12 protein-coding genes are annotated in these 16,066 nt (G+C 68.4%); 2 read left to right on the forward strand and 10 right to left on the reverse strand.

The window, feature by feature from the left end; genetic code table 11:
• Position 1: 1 nt before the first annotated feature.
• The 5 genes from cobN to NX068_RS04980 form a co-directional block, all read right to left on the reverse strand.
• Positions 2–3,955 (reverse strand): cobaltochelatase subunit CobN, encoded by a 3,954-nt coding sequence (gene cobN, locus NX068_RS04960; RefSeq protein ID WP_263460170.1) that lies wholly within the window; start codon positions 3,953–3,955, stop codon positions 2–4.
• Positions 3,955–5,931, reverse strand: a complete 1,977-nt coding sequence (locus NX068_RS04965) for a TonB-dependent receptor domain-containing protein (RefSeq protein WP_263460171.1) — start codon at positions 5,929–5,931, stop codon at positions 3,955–3,957. Before NX068_RS04965 ends, cobN begins: the two co-directional genes overlap by 1 nt.
• A gap of 58 nt (positions 5,932–5,989) precedes the next feature.
• The gene (gene ykgO, locus NX068_RS04970) at positions 5,990–6,139 is read right to left on the reverse strand and encodes a type B 50S ribosomal protein L36 (RefSeq protein ID WP_263460172.1); all 150 of its coding nucleotides are present in this window, start codon (positions 6,137–6,139) and stop codon (positions 5,990–5,992) included.
• A 113-nt stretch (positions 6,140–6,252) separates the two neighbouring features.
• Positions 6,253–7,467, reverse strand: a complete 1,215-nt coding sequence (zigA, locus tag NX068_RS04975) for a zinc metallochaperone GTPase ZigA (protein ID WP_263460173.1) — start codon at positions 7,465–7,467, stop codon at positions 6,253–6,255.
• A gap of 173 nt (positions 7,468–7,640) precedes the next feature.
• Positions 7,641–8,036: a Fur family transcriptional regulator gene (locus NX068_RS04980; protein WP_263460174.1), complete on the reverse strand. Its 396-nt coding sequence runs from the start codon at positions 8,034–8,036 to the stop codon at positions 7,641–7,643.
• 239 nt (positions 8,037–8,275) lie between these two features.
• Between NX068_RS04980 and NX068_RS04985 the strand changes: the two genes are divergently transcribed.
• Both NX068_RS04985 and NX068_RS04990 read left to right on the forward strand, forming a co-directional pair.
• A complete protein-coding gene (locus NX068_RS04985; protein WP_263460175.1) occupies positions 8,276–10,459 on the forward strand; it encodes a malate synthase G in 2,184 nt (727 codons plus the stop codon).
• 80 nt (positions 10,460–10,539) lie between these two features.
• On the forward strand, positions 10,540–11,733 hold the full coding sequence (locus NX068_RS04990; RefSeq protein WP_263460176.1) for a multidrug effflux MFS transporter: 1,194 nt from the start codon (positions 10,540–10,542) through the stop codon (positions 11,731–11,733).
• Between the two features lie 13 nt (positions 11,734–11,746).
• On the opposite strand, the gene NX068_RS04995 is transcribed toward NX068_RS04990, so the two are convergent.
• The 5 genes from NX068_RS04995 to NX068_RS05015 form a co-directional block, all read right to left on the reverse strand.
• Positions 11,747–12,559: a TOBE domain-containing protein gene (locus NX068_RS04995; RefSeq protein ID WP_263460177.1), complete on the reverse strand. Its 813-nt coding sequence runs from the start codon at positions 12,557–12,559 to the stop codon at positions 11,747–11,749.
• Between the two features lie 62 nt (positions 12,560–12,621).
• Positions 12,622–13,419 carry an ABC transporter ATP-binding protein gene (locus NX068_RS05000; protein WP_263460178.1) on the reverse strand — a complete coding sequence of 266 codons (798 nt, stop codon included), beginning with the start codon at positions 13,417–13,419 and terminating at the stop codon, positions 12,622–12,624.
• Positions 13,416–14,408, reverse strand: coding sequence for a FecCD family ABC transporter permease (locus NX068_RS05005; RefSeq protein WP_263460179.1), 993 nt, complete (start codon positions 14,406–14,408; stop codon positions 13,416–13,418). Before NX068_RS05005 ends, NX068_RS05000 begins: the two co-directional genes overlap by 4 nt.
• Entirely contained in the window at positions 14,405–15,439 is a 1,035-nt protein-coding gene (locus NX068_RS05010; RefSeq protein WP_263460180.1) for an ABC transporter substrate-binding protein, read from the reverse strand. Before NX068_RS05010 ends, NX068_RS05005 begins: the two co-directional genes overlap by 4 nt.
• Positions 15,440–15,458: 19 nt before the next feature.
• Positions 15,459–16,013, reverse strand: a complete 555-nt coding sequence (locus tag NX068_RS05015) for a DUF2478 domain-containing protein (RefSeq protein ID WP_263460181.1) — start codon at positions 16,011–16,013, stop codon at positions 15,459–15,461.
• Positions 16,014–16,066 lie beyond the last annotated feature (53 nt).

Here is a 16,066-nt window from a genome sequence, read left to right on the forward strand (position 1 = left end):
CTCAGGGAAGGGTTTCGTTCTTGCGGGTGTCGATGAGCTGCCGCAGCGCGCCGGCGCAGATCAGCAGCAGCATCAGGGCCAGCACCCAGTGCTGGCGCGAGTCGTGCTGCGGGGGTGGTTCGACCGGTTCCAGCACCTGGCCTTGCACGCTTTCGGGTGCTGCTTCGGCGCTCTCCGGGACGGGCTGTTCGGCAGCAGTGGCTGAGGCTGTATCCGGGGCAGGCGTGGCGCTCAAGCCAAAGCCCTGGGCCATATCGGTCTGGGCCATGTCGGCCTGGGCCATGTCCGGCCGAGCCATCTCGGCGATGAAGCGCCGGGTCTTCGCGGCACCGGTGTTCACGTCGAACTGCTGCTCGAGTTCCTGCCAGCGCCGGGCCAGCGCCCGCCTTGTGTCTTCGGATGCGTTCCAGTAGCCCTTGCGGATCGCCTCGGCCATGCGTTCCAGCATCTGCGCCTGGGCGGTCGGGTTGTGCTGCTCGAACCATTGACGCGTGCCGAGTCCGCGGCTGTCCGTCACATAGGTGTCGAACATCGCCTGCCACTGGTCGTCGCGCACGGTGGACGCATCCATCGCCTGCCAGCCGAACAGGTTGTTGGTGGCGTTCAGTACCTGCAGCGTGCCGGCGTAGCCTTCGTGCTGCATCGCTGCGATCCACTGCGGATTGAGATAGCGTGTCCGCAGCTCGTCGGCGAGGAAGCGGGACAGCCCGGCGGTGCGCACCTCGCTGCTGCGCAGGTCGGAAATCAGCAACTGGGGCGCACTGCCGTCCAGGTGCCGGATGGCCGCCGACAGTCCGCCGAGGAACTCGAAGGGATGGTCGGTGGAGAGCACGCCGTGCAGGTTCGACGAGCGCGACATCACCGCGAGCTGGGTGCCGCGCAATTGTTCGGCGAGCAGATTGCCTTGCGCCGCCACCGTACCCCAGCCCTGGCTGCCGTAGGCGTGGCGGCTGCTGGAGAGGAATTGCTCGGCCAGTGCGGCATCGTCGTCCCATTCGGTCGATGCCAGCGCCAGGTGCGGCACGCCGGTGCCGTATTCACCCGGGGCATTGCCGAAGATACGGTAGCGGGCAGCCGCGATGGCCTCGTCGGCGCTCATGCCCTGTTGGTGCAGCGCGGCGGCGATGCGGCGGTTGTTGGCGGCGATCGGATTGTCGACTTCGTCCAGTTCAGCCAGGCGGGTCAGGGCGTCGTCGAGCAGGCGCATGAAGCCGTCGAACTGGTCGCGATAGACGCCGGTGACCTGCACCACCACGTCGCTGCGCGGCCGGCCCAGTTCCGCGGCGGGAATGATCTCCAGCGCGGTGACGCGGCCGCCGGCATCCCATACCGGGCGCAGGCCGAGCGCATGCAGGATCTGCGCCTCGGTGATGCCGAGGTGGCGGATGGCTTCGGACGACCACAGGCTGAAGGCGATCTTTTGCGGCCATTCGCCCTCGTGCTCGGCGCGGAAGGCGTCCACCAGTTGTGCGTAGGCCGTGGCGGCGGATTCGTAGGCGGCGCGGGCGGGAATCTTGTCGGCCTCGAAGGCGTACAGGTTGCGGCCGCTGCTCACCTCGGGATTGCGCACCGGATCGCCGCCGGCGCCGGGTTGAACGAAGCGGCCGGCCAGCCCGGCCAGCAGCGCTTCGTTCTCCTGGGTGTCGTGCAGGCGCTGCTCGAGTTCGCGTGCCCGCTCGGCGAAGGTGGCCACGGCCGTGGGCAGGGTATCGGTGGCTTGTGGATCGAGCATCTGCTCGACCGCGCGCCAAGTCGGGCTGTTCTGAAGCGCCGAATGATCGGCGACGAACAGTTCCGCCTGGTCGATGCCGAGCGCAGCGTAGAAGGGCTTGCCGAGCTGCTGCATGATGGTGCTGATGCGGTGCGCCTGATCCGCCGGCTGGCCGAAGGTGTGCAGGCCCAGCGGCATCGCGCTGCGGGCGAGTTCGTGCAACTGGTCGTGCACCGCTTGCAGGAAGGCGGGGAAATTCCGCTCGGCTGCCTCGGCCGTCCAGCCGATGTCGGCATGCAGGCTGGCGGCGATGGCGGCTTCGCGGATCTGCCCGGCGACGCGCTCGCGCACCATGCCGTCGTCGAGCTGTTCGTATTCGTGGATCAGGTGGTGCAGGTCGCGCAACTGGTCGTACAGGCCGGCCGGGGCGAAGGGCGGGGTCTGGTGGCTGATGATCGTCGCGCGGCCGCGGCGCCTGGCCTGGATGGCTTCGCCGACGTTGTCCTGGATGTAGGGATAGAGCACCGGCAGATCGCCCACGGCCAGCCAGGGGTAGTCGCTGGCGGCGAGGCCTCTGTCCTTGCCGGGCAGCCATTCCTGGGTGCCGTGGGTGCCGAGATGGATCAGCGCATGGGCGGCTTCCTGCTGTTGCAGGTACAGATAGGCCGCCATGTAGAGCGGATCGGGGGCGCTGGCCGTGTCGTGGTAGTGGCGATGGGCGTCGGCATGGCGCGGCATCTGCGGCATCACCAGCAGCTTGCCGAGCTGCCAGCGCGGGATCACGAAGTAGCGCTGGCCGTCGATCTGGCGCACTGCGCGGTGCTTGGCCGGATCGCCGGCCTGGCGCAGCTCCTGCTGCCGTTGCGGGGGCAGGGTGGCCAGCCAGCGTTCGTAGGCGACCAGCGGATACAGGCCGGCCATGTTTTCGGCCAGCAGATCGTCCAGCGGCACGCTGCCGTACAGCGCGCCGAGCAGGCGCTGGCCGGCCGTGATGACCTGGTCTTCGCTGACCGGCTCGCCGACCGCGTAGCCCTGTTCCGCCAGCGCGGCCTGGATCGAGACGATGCTGCGCGGGATGTTCAGGTTCGAGGCGCCGAGGTTCTTCTCGCCGGCGGGGTAGTTCCAGAACATCAGCGCCAGCTTCTTGTCGGCGGGCGGCGTATGGCGCAGGGCGATGAGTTTGCCCAGCTTGCCGATCAGCGCATCGGCCTGTTCGGGCAGCAGCGCTTCGATACCGGCGGTGCTGGCGGACAGCACGATCGGGTCGCTGAGGCCCCAGCCCTCGGGGCCGGCGAGGAACACGGCCGTTGTCCTGGCCGCCACGCCGCTGGGCGCAGTCGGCCAGACGGCGGCTTCACCTTCGCGGAAACGCAGGGTCTGGATGACGGGGATGTCGAGGGCGAGGAAGTCGCGGCTGCGTGCAGCGCCGTTCTGCATGTGGGTGAGGTTGACCAGCACGTCGATGCTGCCGCCGGCGAGCAGACCGGCCAGCCCGTCCGGCGCCGAGCCATCGAACCAGAACACCACCGGTACGATGCCGGCTGCTTCGCTGCGTGCGATCAGTTCGTCGAGCTCGCGGGTCAGCATGTCCGAGACCGCGCCGGAGTGGGCGAGGAAGGCAACACGGCCCTTGGCTGGCGCGGCTTGCAGGCGGGCTGCATGCCAGTCCAGATAGGCGTCGAGACTGGTGAAGACCTGCGGTGCCTCGGGATGGTAGAAGCCGGTGGCAGGCAGCAGCGCTGGCAGTGCGAGCAGGCTCGCGTCCGGCTGGCGTTCCTCGTGGATGGCCTTGACCAGCGCGAAGAAGCGGCGGAAGCCGTCCTCGCCGCCCGCGGCATACAGCGCGGCCAGGGCGCCGCCGTATTGCGGTGGCAGGTTTGCCCATGCGGGCCGGCCGCCGCCGACGGTCAGGCTCCGCAGGTTTCCAACCGGCCGCTCACTCTCGGACGATTGTTCGAGCCGCTGCGTGACCGTTGCGCGATCATTGGGCCTCGGCACGTCCAGCACGACGAGTGCAGCCGCCGCCGCGGCTTCCCACAGGCTCGCCGCCGGGCTGTCGTCGACGTTCAGATGGCGCAGCTCGACACCTTCCTGCGCGGCAAACGGCTGCAGGCGCTGGAATTTCTCGGCCGAGACGAAGCCGTTGTGCAATACCAGCACCTCCGGCTGTGCTGCGGCCGCAGGGCCGGACAGACCCAGTACCAGGCAGCAGCACAGCGCCCGGAACAGACGCAGTGCCGGCATCAGAAGCTCGCGCTCAGGCCGGCGAAGTAGCGCCGGCCTTCGTCCGCCCGGCCGTAAAGATCGGCATCGTCGTTGGCCAGGCGCTTGTCGCTCAGGTTCTCGATGCCGGCGTGCAGGCTGAGGCCGGACTTCAGTTCGTAGTCCACATACCAGTGCACCAGGGTGTAGCCCGGGCGTTCACCGAGGGTGGCCGAACGGTACTGCGAGCCGACGTATTCCGCCCGCACGCGGGTGGCGAGCCGATCCTGCGATGCCCAGGCCAGCGTGAGGTTGGCACGGTGGCGGGAACGGTCGGCGAGGCGCTCGTCACTGCTGCGGTCGCGCGCGTCCAGCCAGGTGTAGTTGGCGTCCAGCCGCCATTGGGCAGTCAGATCCGCCGCTGCCGTCAGCTCCAGGCCTTGCAGCCGCACGCGGGAGACGTTCTCGTAGTTCAGGCAGACGCGCCCGCGTTCGGAGCAGGTGGGCTGCCGCACGGTTTCGATCAGGTTGCGGACGTCGTTGCGGAACACCGTGGCGCTGGCCGACCAGCGGCCCAGATCGTAGGCTGCACCGAGCTCGAACGAGCGGTTGGTTTCCGGCTCCAGCTCGGGGTTGCCGCGGATGATGCCGCGCCCGCCCATGGCGGCGCGGGACTCGAATTCGGGCGAGAGCTGCTTCAGCGTGGGCGCCTTGAAGCCGCGGCCGACGCCAGCCTTCAAGGTCAGCGCGTCGTCGGGGCGGAACAGCAGATAGGCGCGCGGACTGGTTTCCCAGCCGAAGTCCTCGTGGTGGTCGAAGCGGCTGCCCAGCACCAGCTCCCAACGTTCGCCCAGCAGGATCTCGTCCTGGGCGAAGAGCGCATGGTGGTTCAGCGCCTTCTTGCCGGAGCGGTTGATGCTCGGATCCTCCAGGCTCTCGCGCCGGGTTTCGAGGCCGAAGGTGAGCTTGTGGGCTTCGCCCGCGATGAAACCGACCCGGCCGTTGAGCACGGTATCGACGAAGCGGTTCGGGCCGGTGGCGTCGGCACCGTCGCTGCGCCAGGCCTTGCGCTCGAGCGTGCTGCGGTACAGCCGGAGCTGGCTGTCGCCCCAGCTCCAGTTGCCGGCATGGGTGAGGGCGTAGCGGCGGCGCTGGACTTCGTTTTTGCTGCGGTAGATCGCTCTTCCCGAAGTGCCGCGCACGCCGTCCAGTTCCTCGTTGCCGGCATCGACCGAGAGGTCGATGCGCTGGTGTTCGTCCGGCGTCCAGCTCAGCCCGACATGTCCCGTCTTCGCGCGCTGGTCGTCGAGTGCGGTCAGCGTGGAATTGGCCTCGTCGCGCAAGGCGTCGCGGTGACGGTATTCGCCCCAGGCCTTGAAACCCAGGGTGCCCGGCAGCAGCGGTCCGCTGACGTAGAAACCGCCCTTGTACTGATTGCCGTCCAGGCTGTGGTCGTTGATCAGCGCCTGGGTGCTGACCGAACCGCGCCAGCGGTCGGTGGCGGAGCGGGTGATGATGTTGACCACGCCGCCGAGCGCTTCGGAGCCGTACAGCGAGGAGATCGGGCCGCGCACCACTTCCACGCGCTCGATGGCTTCCGTCGGCACCCAGCCGAGCTCGAAATCCGAATGGGCGATGGCCGATCCGGAAGAGTTGATGCGCTGGCCGTCGATCAGCATCAGGGTGTGTTCGGAGCTCATGCCGCGGATCGAAATGCCGCGCCGCCCCATGCCGAGATCGTCCAGGCCGATGCCGGGCGAGTTGCGCACGGCATCGGCGAGATCATTGACGGGACGTTGGCGAAGGGATTCGCCGTTGATCACGGCAACGCTGGCGGGCGCATCGGCCACCTCCCGTGCCGAGGTGGTGGCGGTGACGACGATGGATGGCAGGGCCGTGACTGTTTCACGCCTGTCGGCGCTGTTGTGTGCGGCACCCGGCGCCTGGGCCCAGGCATTGCTGCCCCATGCCGCCAGCGCGAGCAGGCAGGCCCTGGCGACTTCACGATTCACATCCATCTTCGACATCCTTTCCTTGTTTTGGCTTGATCCGACGGCTTCCGGCGCTGGCCGGGGTTCAGCCCTTGTGCTTGTTCTTCGCGCAGCCCTGGCGCGCCTTGAAGCGCGGGTTGCTCTTGCAGATGACATAGATGCGGCCGCGGCGGCGGACGATCTGGCAGTCGCGATGACGGTTCTTGGCTTCCTTGAGGGACGACAGCACTTGCATGGGAGTACCTCCTTCCTGGGGGATGGATTGAGTGGAACGGATCGGAGTCTTGTTGACGGCGAAGAGACGCCCGTGCCTTGCTCGCGCGTGGCGTGCGGGCTACGGAAGTACGCTCAGGGCCAGTCGGGGAACGGGTTGTGCCAACCTGTCCACGCCTGTGGTCCCAGCGCCATCTCTTCGTCGGTCAGCAAACAGGAGTCGAAGCGCGTGCGCAGTGCTGCCTCGTCCATGTCCATGCCGATCAGCACGATTTCCTGGCGGGCGTCGCCGACTTCCTCGTCCCAGTACTGCTTGATCGCGGCCACGGCTTCGGGGTCTTGCGGCCAGTGTTCCGGTGGCGCCGAGGCCCACCAGTAGCCGGCCACGCCATGGCGGGCCACGGCGCCTGCCTGCGACCAGGAGCCGACCATCGTCGGGTGGCTGGCGAGCCAGAAGAAACCCTTGGAGCGCACCACGCCGGGCCACTCGTTCTCGATCCAGGCGAAGAAGCGTTCGGGATGGAAGGGGCGGCGGGCGCGGTAGACGAAGCTGCCGATGCCGTATTCCTCGGTCTCGGGCACATGCGTGCCGCGCATCTCCTGCAGCCAGCCCGGCGCCTGGGCGGCCGCGGCGAAATCGAACAGGCCGGTGTCCAGCACGCGATCCAGCGCCACCTTGCCGAACTCGGCGACTTCGATGCGGGCGCGCGGGTTCAGGCCGCGCAGGATGGCCATCAGGCGCTCGCGCTCCTCGGCGCCGACCAGATCGATCTTGTTGAGCACGATGACGTCGCAGAACTCGACCTGTTCGATCAGCAGATCGACCACGGTGCGGCGGTCCTCCTCGCCGAGCGACTCGCCGCGTGTCTGCAGGCTGTCGCGCGAGCCGTAGTCGCGCAGGAAGTTGCAGGCGTCGACCACCGTGACCATCGTGTCCAGCTGTGCCAGGTCGTTGAGGCAGCGCCCGTCCTCGCCTTCGAAGGTGAAGGTCTCGGCGACCGGCAAGGGTTCGGAGATGCCGGTGGATTCGATCACCAACTGGTCGAAGCGCCCGTCGCGGGCGAGGCGTTCGACTTCTACCAGCAGGTCTTCGCGCAGGGTGCAGCAGATGCAGCCATTGCTCATCTCGACCAGCTTCTCGTCGGTGCGGGACAGCTCGGCGCCGCCGTTGCGAACCAGCGCGGCGTCGATGTTGACCTCGGACATGTCGTTGATGATGACCGCGACCCTGCGGCCTTCGCGGTTGTGCAGGATGTGGTTCAGCAAGGTGGTCTTGCCGGCGCCGAGGAAGCCGGAGAGCACGGTCACCGGCAGCTTCTTCTGCTGAGGCTGGGAAAGGTCTATGTTCATTGCTCGTCGAGTCGGTGGAAGCGGGTAAAGGCACAATTGCGCGCCGCGCAATCCGGGTGCGATTGAGTGCAGATAGTTATGTTATAACATAACAAAACGCGCTTCAACGAGCCGACAGGCCTTCGTGCGAAGGCTTCACTACAAGCAGGGAGTGGTGGAGCGGGGAGAGGGCGTCAGGCGTTCAGGCAAGCCTCGCAGGTGCCGCGCATCTCGATGATGCTGCTCTCCATCCTGAATGCATGGGCTTGCGATAAGTCCTTCAGGTGCCGCTCGATGGTCTGATCGGAAAATTCCTGCGCCGTCCCGCAGCGGCCGCAGATGGCAAAGACGATCAGCCCATGCTCGTGCTCGTGTGGGTGGGCACAGGCGACGAAGGCGTTGAGGCTGTCCAGCTTGTGGGCGAGTCCGCAACTGACCAGCTTGTCCAGCGCCCGATAGACCTGCGGTGGAGCCTTGATCCCCTCGTCGTGGAGCTGCTCGAGCAATGCATACGCGCTGGTCGGTTCGTTGGCACGCTGCAGCGCATTCAATACCAGCGTCTGGTGCCTGGTGAGTGTCGGACTGGGCATTCCCTGTTTCTCCAATCGATTCGTCTCCCGGCGTCCGCAAGGTGAAGCACATGCGTGTCGACGAGCTTCGGCGCCTCCTGGCGATGGGGTGGACCGGCCAGGTATATCTCAGGTCTTATAGAGGACTTTTGCGCGTTGGCCTTGACCGGAGCGTAAATCGGTCGCATCCTCGCGGTCGCCCGCGTTGCATGAGTGCTGCGCCCGGGTTCCCATGAATCATGCCAGAGAGTGCGTACAACATGACCGAGAGAGTGAACTGCCATCGCCTTCAGGTGGCTGCGAATCTGAAGCGTTTCATCGAAGAAGAAGCCCTGCCGGGCACGGGGGTGGATGCCGCCGCCTTCTGGAAAGGCTTCGATGCGCTGGTACACGATCTCGCTCCGAAGAACCGCGCGCTGCTCGCCGAGCGCGATCGCCTGCAGACCGAACTGGACAACTGGCATCGCGCCAATCCCGGCCCGATCACCGACATGGCCGCTTTCCGTGCCTTCCTCGAATCGATCGGCTATCTGCTGCCGCAGCCGACCGGCGTAAAGGTGGATACCCCCAACGTCGATAGCGAACTGTCGTCGCAGGCCGGCCCGCAGCTGGTGGTGCCGGTCATGAACGCCCGCTACGCGCTCAACGCCGCCAATGCCCGCTGGGGCTCGCTGTACGACGCACTGTACGGCACCGATGCCATCCCGCAGACCGACGGCGCCGAGATCACCAAGGGCTACAACCCGGTGCGGGGCGCCAGGGTGATCGCCTTCGCCCGCAAGGTGCTCGACCAGGCCGCGCCGCTGGCCGGCGGCTCGCACGCCGATTCGACCGCCTACGCCGTGGTCGATGGCAAGCTCGCCGTCACGCTCGACAACGGTTCCACCGTCGGCCTGCAGCAGCCGGAGAAGTTCGTCGGCTACCAGGGCGACGCCGCCGCGCCGAGCTCGGTGCTGCTGAAGAACCACGGCCTGCACATCGACGTCCAGATCGACCGCAACGGCGCCATCGGCAAGACCGACGCCGCCGGCATCAACGACCTGGTCGTGGAAGCCGCGGTGTCCACCATCATGGACTGTGAAGATTCCATCGCCGCCGTCGATGCCGACGACAAGGTCGTCGTCTATCGCAACTGGCTGGGCCTGATGCAGGGCACACTGACCGAGGAAGTGCAGAAGGGCGACAAGACCATCACCCGCCGCCTCAACACCGACCGCGAATACACCGCCGCGGCCGGCGGCAGCCTGCGCCTGCACGGCCGCTCGCTGCTGTTCATCCGCAACGTCGGCCACCTGATGACCAACCCGGCGATCATCGACGGCGAAGGCCACGAGATTCCCGAAGGCATCCTGGACGGCGTCGTCACCACGCTGATCTCGATGCACGACCTCGCGCGCAAGGGCAACTCGCGCACCGGCAGCATGTACATCGTCAAGCCGAAGATGCACGGCCCGGCCGAAGTCGCCTTCGCCGACGAGCTGTTCAGCCGCATCGAAGACCTGTTCGGCCTGCCGCGCCATACGATGAAGATGGGCATCATGGACGAGGAGCGCCGCACCTCGGTCAACCTGATGGCCTGCATCGCCGCGGCCAAGAGCCGCGTTGCCTTCATCAACACCGGCTTCCTCGACCGCACCGGCGACGAGATGCACACCGCGATGGAAGCCGGCCCGATGATCCGCAAGGGCGAGATGAAGACCAGCACCTGGATCCAGGCCTACGAGCGCAACAACGTGCTGGTCGGCCTGACCGCCGGCCTGCGCGGCAAGGCCCAGATCGGCAAGGGCATGTGGGCCATGCCCGACCTGATGGCGGCGATGCTGGAACAGAAGATCGCCCATCCGAAGGCCGGCGCCAACACCGCCTGGGTGCCGTCGCCGACCGGCGCGACGCTGCACGCGCTGCACTACCACCAGGTCGACGTCGCCGCGATCCAGCAGGAAATGGAGAAGATCGACCTCGCCGCCGAACGCGATGCGCTGCTGACCGGCCTGCTGACCGTGCCGGTCGCCGCCAAGGCCGACTGGAGCGCAGAGGCGCGCCAGCAGGAACTGGACAACAACTGCCAGGGCATCCTCGGCTACGTGGTGCGCTGGGTGGAGCAGGGCGTCGGCTGCTCGAAGGTGCCCGACATCAACAACGTCGGCCTGATGGAAGACCGCGCCACGCTGCGCATCTCCAGCCAGCACATCGCCAACTGGCTGCGCCACGGCATCGTCAGCGCCGAGCAGGTCGATGCCACGCTGCGCCGCATGGCCGCGGTGGTCGATGGCCAGAACGCAGGCGATCCGGCCTACCGTCCGATGGCGCCGAAGGTCGACGACTCGATCGCCTACCAGGCTGCCCGTGCGCTGATCTTCGACGGCCGCGCCCAGCCCAGCGGCTACACCGAACCGCTGCTGCATCACTACCGCCAGGTGTTCAAGGCGAAAGCCACAGCCTGAACGGAGTGGCGGGCGGCATTGCCGTCCGTATAATCCGGAAGCGCCGGCCCTCGGGCCGGCGTTTCGTTTTTGGTGTCTCGATGCCCGTACAACATAGCGTCCTGCTTGCCGTCCTGATCGTCGCGCTGACTTCGGTCGGCCCCTTGTCGACCGATTTCTACCTGCCGGCCCTGCCCGCGATCGCGCGTGCGCTGGGCACGGACACCGCCGGCGCGCAATTGACGCTGTCGGTCTATCTGCTCGGTTTCGGCCTGGGGCAACTGCTGATCGGCCCGCTGTCGGACCGCTTCGGCCGGCGGCCGGTGATGCTGTGGGGCTCGGCGGCGTTCGTGCTGTCGTCGGCGGCCTGCGCGCTGGCGCCGACGATCGAGACCCTGATCCTGGCGCGGCTGGCGCAGGCTTTCGGCGCCTGCGTCGGCCCGGTGCTGGGGCGCGCGGTGGTGCGTGACGTCTATGGTCCGCACGAGGCGGCGCGGGTGCTGTCGCACGTGTCGACGGCGACGGCGCTGGCGCCGCTGGTGGCGCCGATCTTCGGCGGCTGGCTCAGTGCCCATCTCGGCTGGCGCTCGACTTTCGTCGTGCTGACGCTGTACGGGCTGGCGCTCGGCTTCATGGTGTGGTCGGTGCTGAAGGAGACCAACCGCCATCCCGACCCGCACGCGATCCGCCCCTCGCGCATGTTGTCGAACTACGGCGTGCTGCTGGCCGACCGTACCTATCGCGGCGCGCTGCTGACCGGCTGCGGCGCCTTCGCGGCGCTGTTCGCCTTCATTTCGGGCTCGCCCTTCGTTTATATCGATCTGTACGGCATGTCGCCGCAGCAGATGGGCCTGGCTTTCGGCGCCAACGTCACCGGCTTCATCGTCGGCAGCGTGCTGTCGGCGCGCCTGACGCGGCGGCTGGGCGCGGACTGGCTGATCCGCAGCGGCGTCTACCTGGGCGCGGCCAGCGGCCTGCTGCTGGCCGGCTTGGCGCTGGCCGGCGTGCATCACCCGGCAGCGGTGATGGGGCCGATGTGGGGCGTGACGATGGCGGTCGGCCTGTTGCTGCCGAATGCGACCGCGCTGGCCCTGGCGGGTTACCCGAAGATGGCGGGTGCGGCGGCGTCGATGATGGGTTTCGCGCAGATGGGGCTGGGCGCCGGCGCCGGCATGATCGTCGGCCACAGCGTGCAGGCCAGCGCAACGCCGCTGGCGCTGACGGTGGCGGGCGGCATGCTGTTCAGCCTGGCGATGTGGGCCTTGCTGCTGCGCGGGCGCGGCAGCAAGGCTTGAGTTGCAACCCCGCTTACGCAGGTACGCCGACGATCACGCTCGATGCCTTGAAGATCGCCGTGGCCGGCTTGCCGGCGGCGAGGCCGAGATTGGTGGCGCTCTCGTTGGTGACGATGGCGGCGACGCTGCCGCCGCCGGGCAGGTCGATGACGACTTCGGTGTTGACCGCACCCGGCTGCACGCGCGACACCGTGCCGGCCAGGCGGTTGCGGGCCGAGAAACGGGCGCCGGCTTCATCGGTGACGACGATGATCGACGAGGCCTTGATCAGCGCGAAGGCTTCGGCGCCCGGCTTGAGACCCAGGCTTTCGCTGCTCTCGTGGGTGACGATGGCGACGAGGCGGTGGCCGCCGGTCACTTCGAGCTCGATCTCGTCATTCACGGCACCGCGCTTCAGTTCGCGGACGGTGCCGAGGAATTCGTTGCGTGCGCTGGTCTTCATGTTCATCCTCCTGATCAACAGGTAATCGTCGGCAATGCCTTCGGCCTGCCGGCTGAGTTGTTCGACGAAACGGCGGTGCTCCTGGGCGATGAGGCGGAAATTCGCCACCAGTTGCTCGGCGCGGTGGGTCAGCCTAGTGCCGCCGCCGCCCTTGCCGCCGGTCTGGCGCTCGACCAGCGGCTCGCCGGCGAGGTTGTTCATTGCGTCGATGGCATCCCAGGCGGCCTTGTAGCTCATGCCGATGGCCTTGGCCGCGCCGGTGATGGAGCCGCATTCGGCGATCTTCGACAGCAGCTCGATGCGGCCAGGGCCGCCGAGATTGGCGCCGTCGACCGTCATCCAGATCGCGCCTTGCAGTTCGATGCCCTTGTTGTCGGTTTTCATGCGCCGGCACCACCTCTTCGAATTCGAACCGGTCGAAGCATACCGGCTGCGGGGTGGGCAGGCTAGGCGGAGCCGGCGGCGATCAGGCGTTCATCGACGCCGTACAGTTCGGCCAGCGCCCTGGCGTCGATGATCTTGCGACCGCCGCAGCGCACGATGCGGCCGGCTTTCAGGAAGGCGACGCGGTCGGCGACGCGCAGCGCGTGTTCGGGCTGGTGGGTCGACATCAGCACCGCGATGCCACGCTCGCCGAGCGTCGCGATGCGCTCCAGCACGCGCAACTGGTTTCCGAAGTCGAGGCTGGAAGTCGGTTCGTCGAGGATCAGCACCCGGGCTTCCTGCGCCAGCGCGCGCGCCACCAGCGCAAGCTGGCGTTCGCCACCCGACACTTCCATGCAGGCGCGTGCCGACAGATGGGCGATGCCGAGTGCCTCAAGCGCTTCTGCCGCGACGTGGCGGTCGTGTGCCGAGGGTTGGGCGAAGGGGCCGATATGCACCGTGCGCCCCATCAGCACCATCTGCGCCACGGTGAAGGGGAAGGGCACGGCCTGGCTTTGCGGCACATAGGCGATCAAACGCGCCAGCGCCTTGCGTGGCCACTCGGGCAGCGGCTTGCCGCCGATGCGGACGCTGCCGTCCAGCGCCGGCAGCAGGCCGAGCAGGGTGCGGAACAGCGTGGTCTTGCCGCTGCCGTTGGGGCCGAGCAGGCACAGCACTTCGCCGCGGTGAAGCTGCAGGTCGATGTCTTCGCCGATGCGCTTGCGATGGTGGCCGATGGCGAGACCGCGGGCTTCCAGCACCGGCCCGGTGTCTTGCGGGTGCCGATCCGCCGCCATGGTGCCGAATGCCGTGCCGCTCATGCCTGCCTGCCGCTCCGGGCCAGCAGCCACAGGAACACCGGTGCGCCGACCAGCGCGGTGAGGATGCCGAGCGGCAGTTCGATGCTGGCAGCCGAGCGTGCAAGCGTGTCGGCCGCCACCAGGAAGGCGCCGCCGAGCAGCGCGGTGGCGGGCAGCAGGCGGGAGAACTCGGGGCCGACCAGCAGCCGCGCGGCATGGGGCACGACGAGGCCGATCCAGCCGATGATGCCGGCGATGGACACCGCCGCCGCAGTCATCAGCGTGGCGCAGGCGATCAGCGCGAGGCGCAGGCGGACGACGTTGATGCCCATGCTGGCCGACTCGTCGTCGCTCAGCGTCAGCAGGTTGATGCGCCAGCGCAGCAGCCACATCGGCGCCAGGCCGCACAGGATCAGCGGCGCGGCGACGGCGAGGTCGTCGATGCTCACTGAGTTCAGCCCGCCCAGCAGCCAGAAGGTGATCGAGGGCAGTTCCACGCTCGGGTCGGCCAGCACCTTGGTGAGCGAGATGGCGGCACCGAACAGCGTGCCCACGGCGACGCCCGCCAGCACCAGGACCAGCACCGGGTCGTGGTAGCGGATGCGGCTGGCGACGGCATAGACGCTGCCGACCGCCAGCATGCCGCCGGTGAAGGCGGCGCCCTGCACCGCGGCGATCGGCAGGCCGAGCAGGATGGCGATGGATGCACCCGCGCCGGCGCCGGCCGACACGCCGAGAATGTCCGGCGATACCAGCGGATTGCGGAACATGCCCTGGTAGGCGGCGCCCGCCACCGACAGCGCCATGCCGACCAGCAGCCCGGCGAGAATGCGGGGCAGGCGCAGCTTCCATACCACGGTGCCGGCCTCGCCAGCGGCCGCCGGGCCGGCCAGCAGCGCGGAAAGCGCATCGGACAGGGCGAGCGGATAGGCGCCGGACACCAGCGCGACCGCCGCGACCAGCACGGCCGGCAGCACCAGCACCAGCGGATGCAGCCCGCGAGCGCTCATGCGGCGGTGATGGCGCGCACGAGCAGTTCGCGCGGGGGCACGTGGCCGTAGAACTGGCGGTGGAACTCCTCCGCCTCGTCGATCCAGTCCGCTGCCGGTGCGCCGCTGTGCAGCACCTCGCGCAGCCAGCGCACGCCGATCAGGCGATTGACGCTGGGCGGGCCGTCGAGCCAGCCGAAGGGCTGGTGGGGAGCGAGGAACAGGCGGCCTTCGCGCACTGCCGGCAGCGTGTTCCAGGTGGCGTCGCGGCGGGCGAGGGCGGCGAACTCGGCATATTGGGTGACGATCACGTCCGGCCTCCAGGCCAGCAGTTGCTCCAGCGACACCCGGGCCAGGTTGCCGCTGCCGCGGGCGGCATTCACCGCGCAGGCAGCTTCGATGCACTCGCCATTGACCGAGCCGGGCAGCGGCGTTTCCAGGCCGTCGCTGCCGCGCGCCAGATAGACCTTGGGTTTATCCGAGATATCGTTGGGCGGTGGGCAGACGGTCAGCACCGCTTCGGCATGGCGGGCGAGGGTCTCGGCGCGTTCGCCGGTGCCCAGCAGGCGGCCTGTCTGCCGCAGTTGGCGGGCGCTGTCGGCCAGCCGCCCGTCGACGAGGACGTAGGGGATGCCGGTCTGCAGATGGACGCGCTCGGCGATGGAGAGGAAATGCTCGCTCACCATGCCGGTATCGACGATGACATCCGGCGCCAGCGCCACCAGCCGTTCCATCGGCACCGTGCTGCCACGCCCGGTCAGCCGGCCCAGCGCCGGCAGCGCGCGATATTGCGGGGCCAGCAGGGCGAGCGCGTCGTCGGACATCGCGCCCGGCCAGCCCATCAACTTGTCGGGCGCCAGGGTATGGACGAGCACCGAGGCCGGCGGCCCGGCGGCGAACACGCGACGGATGCGCTCGGGCGCGGGCAGTTCGCCGAAAACATGAATGCCGTCCCCGGCGGTCGGGCGTGCTGCGGCAATGCCCGGCAGCAGCGCGCCTGCCGGCAGGAAGGGCGCGCAGGCGGCGAGCGCCAGGAAGGATCTTCGTTTCATTGGCCGGCCGTCCGCAGCTTCAGGCCGCGCGTTTCGCGTAGGCAACGCCGATGAACCATTCGTCCAGCGCAGCACGATTGGGCGGCAGCTCGGCCGCCTGTCCGCCGGTGAATTCCCGCCAGTCGGCCAGGTAGGCCTTGCCGACCACCGTCAGCAAGGGCCGGCCCGTGTTCATCAGCGCCAGCATCTCGGGTGCCAGCCCGCCGCCGAGCGCTTCCAGCGTGCCGAAGCGGTTGGCCACCGCCAGGTCGCTTTCAGCCTCGCGTGCAGTGCGCAGCGCGAGGCTGGCGGCGGTGATGCCGTCCGGTTCGGGGCTGCACGGCAGCGGCCAGCGGCCGGTGTGGTGGTAAAGCGGAATGTGCAGGCCGGTGTCGAGCTCGACCAGCGCGGCATGCGCCTTGCGCGAACCGCAACTGCGCTGGACGATGCCATGCACCTGCCAGCCCGAGTCGCGCAGGTCGAGCGCGAAGCGCGCGAGCAACTCGTCGGCCCGGTCGCCGCGCTTGTGGACGATCGCGGCCACCAGCGGCGATGGCCGGCGTGCGCCCGAAGCGGGAGTCGTGGAGGCTGTCATGGGATGTCCTCGCAGGCAGGGTTTCCGGGCGGGGGGGGGGGGGGGGGGGGGGG

Origin of the sequence: Thauera carbonicopians, assembly GCF_025699485.1 — a bacterium.
Lineage (GTDB): Bacteria > Pseudomonadota > Gammaproteobacteria > Burkholderiales > Rhodocyclaceae > Thauera.

Coding starts and splice junctions, on each gene's coding strand:
- cobN (WP_263460170.1), bottom strand. CDS start 3,955: ATGCCGGCACTGCGTCTGTTCCGGGCGCTGTGCTGCTGCCTGGTACTG.
- NX068_RS04965 (WP_263460171.1), bottom strand. CDS start 5,931: ATGGATGTGAATCGTGAAGTCGCCAGGGCCTGCCTGCTCGCGCTGGCG.
- ykgO (WP_263460172.1), bottom strand. CDS start 6,139: ATGCAAGTGCTGTCGTCCCTCAAGGAAGCCAAGAACCGTCATCGCGAC.
- zigA (WP_263460173.1), bottom strand. CDS start 7,467: ATGAACATAGACCTTTCCCAGCCTCAGCAGAAGAAGCTGCCGGTGACC.
- NX068_RS04980 (WP_263460174.1), bottom strand. CDS start 8,036: ATGCCCAGTCCGACACTCACCAGGCACCAGACGCTGGTATTGAATGCG.
- NX068_RS04985 (WP_263460175.1), top strand. CDS start 8,276: ATGACCGAGAGAGTGAACTGCCATCGCCTTCAGGTGGCTGCGAATCTG.
- NX068_RS04990 (WP_263460176.1), top strand. CDS start 10,540: ATGCCCGTACAACATAGCGTCCTGCTTGCCGTCCTGATCGTCGCGCTG.
- NX068_RS04995 (WP_263460177.1), bottom strand. CDS start 12,559: ATGAAAACCGACAACAAGGGCATCGAACTGCAAGGCGCGATCTGGATG.
- NX068_RS05000 (WP_263460178.1), bottom strand. CDS start 13,419: ATGAGCGGCACGGCATTCGGCACCATGGCGGCGGATCGGCACCCGCAA.
- NX068_RS05005 (WP_263460179.1), bottom strand. CDS start 14,408: ATGAGCGCTCGCGGGCTGCATCCGCTGGTGCTGGTGCTGCCGGCCGTG.
- NX068_RS05010 (WP_263460180.1), bottom strand. CDS start 15,439: ATGAAACGAAGATCCTTCCTGGCGCTCGCCGCCTGCGCGCCCTTCCTG.
- NX068_RS05015 (WP_263460181.1), bottom strand. CDS start 16,013: ATGACAGCCTCCACGACTCCCGCTTCGGGCGCACGCCGGCCATCGCCG.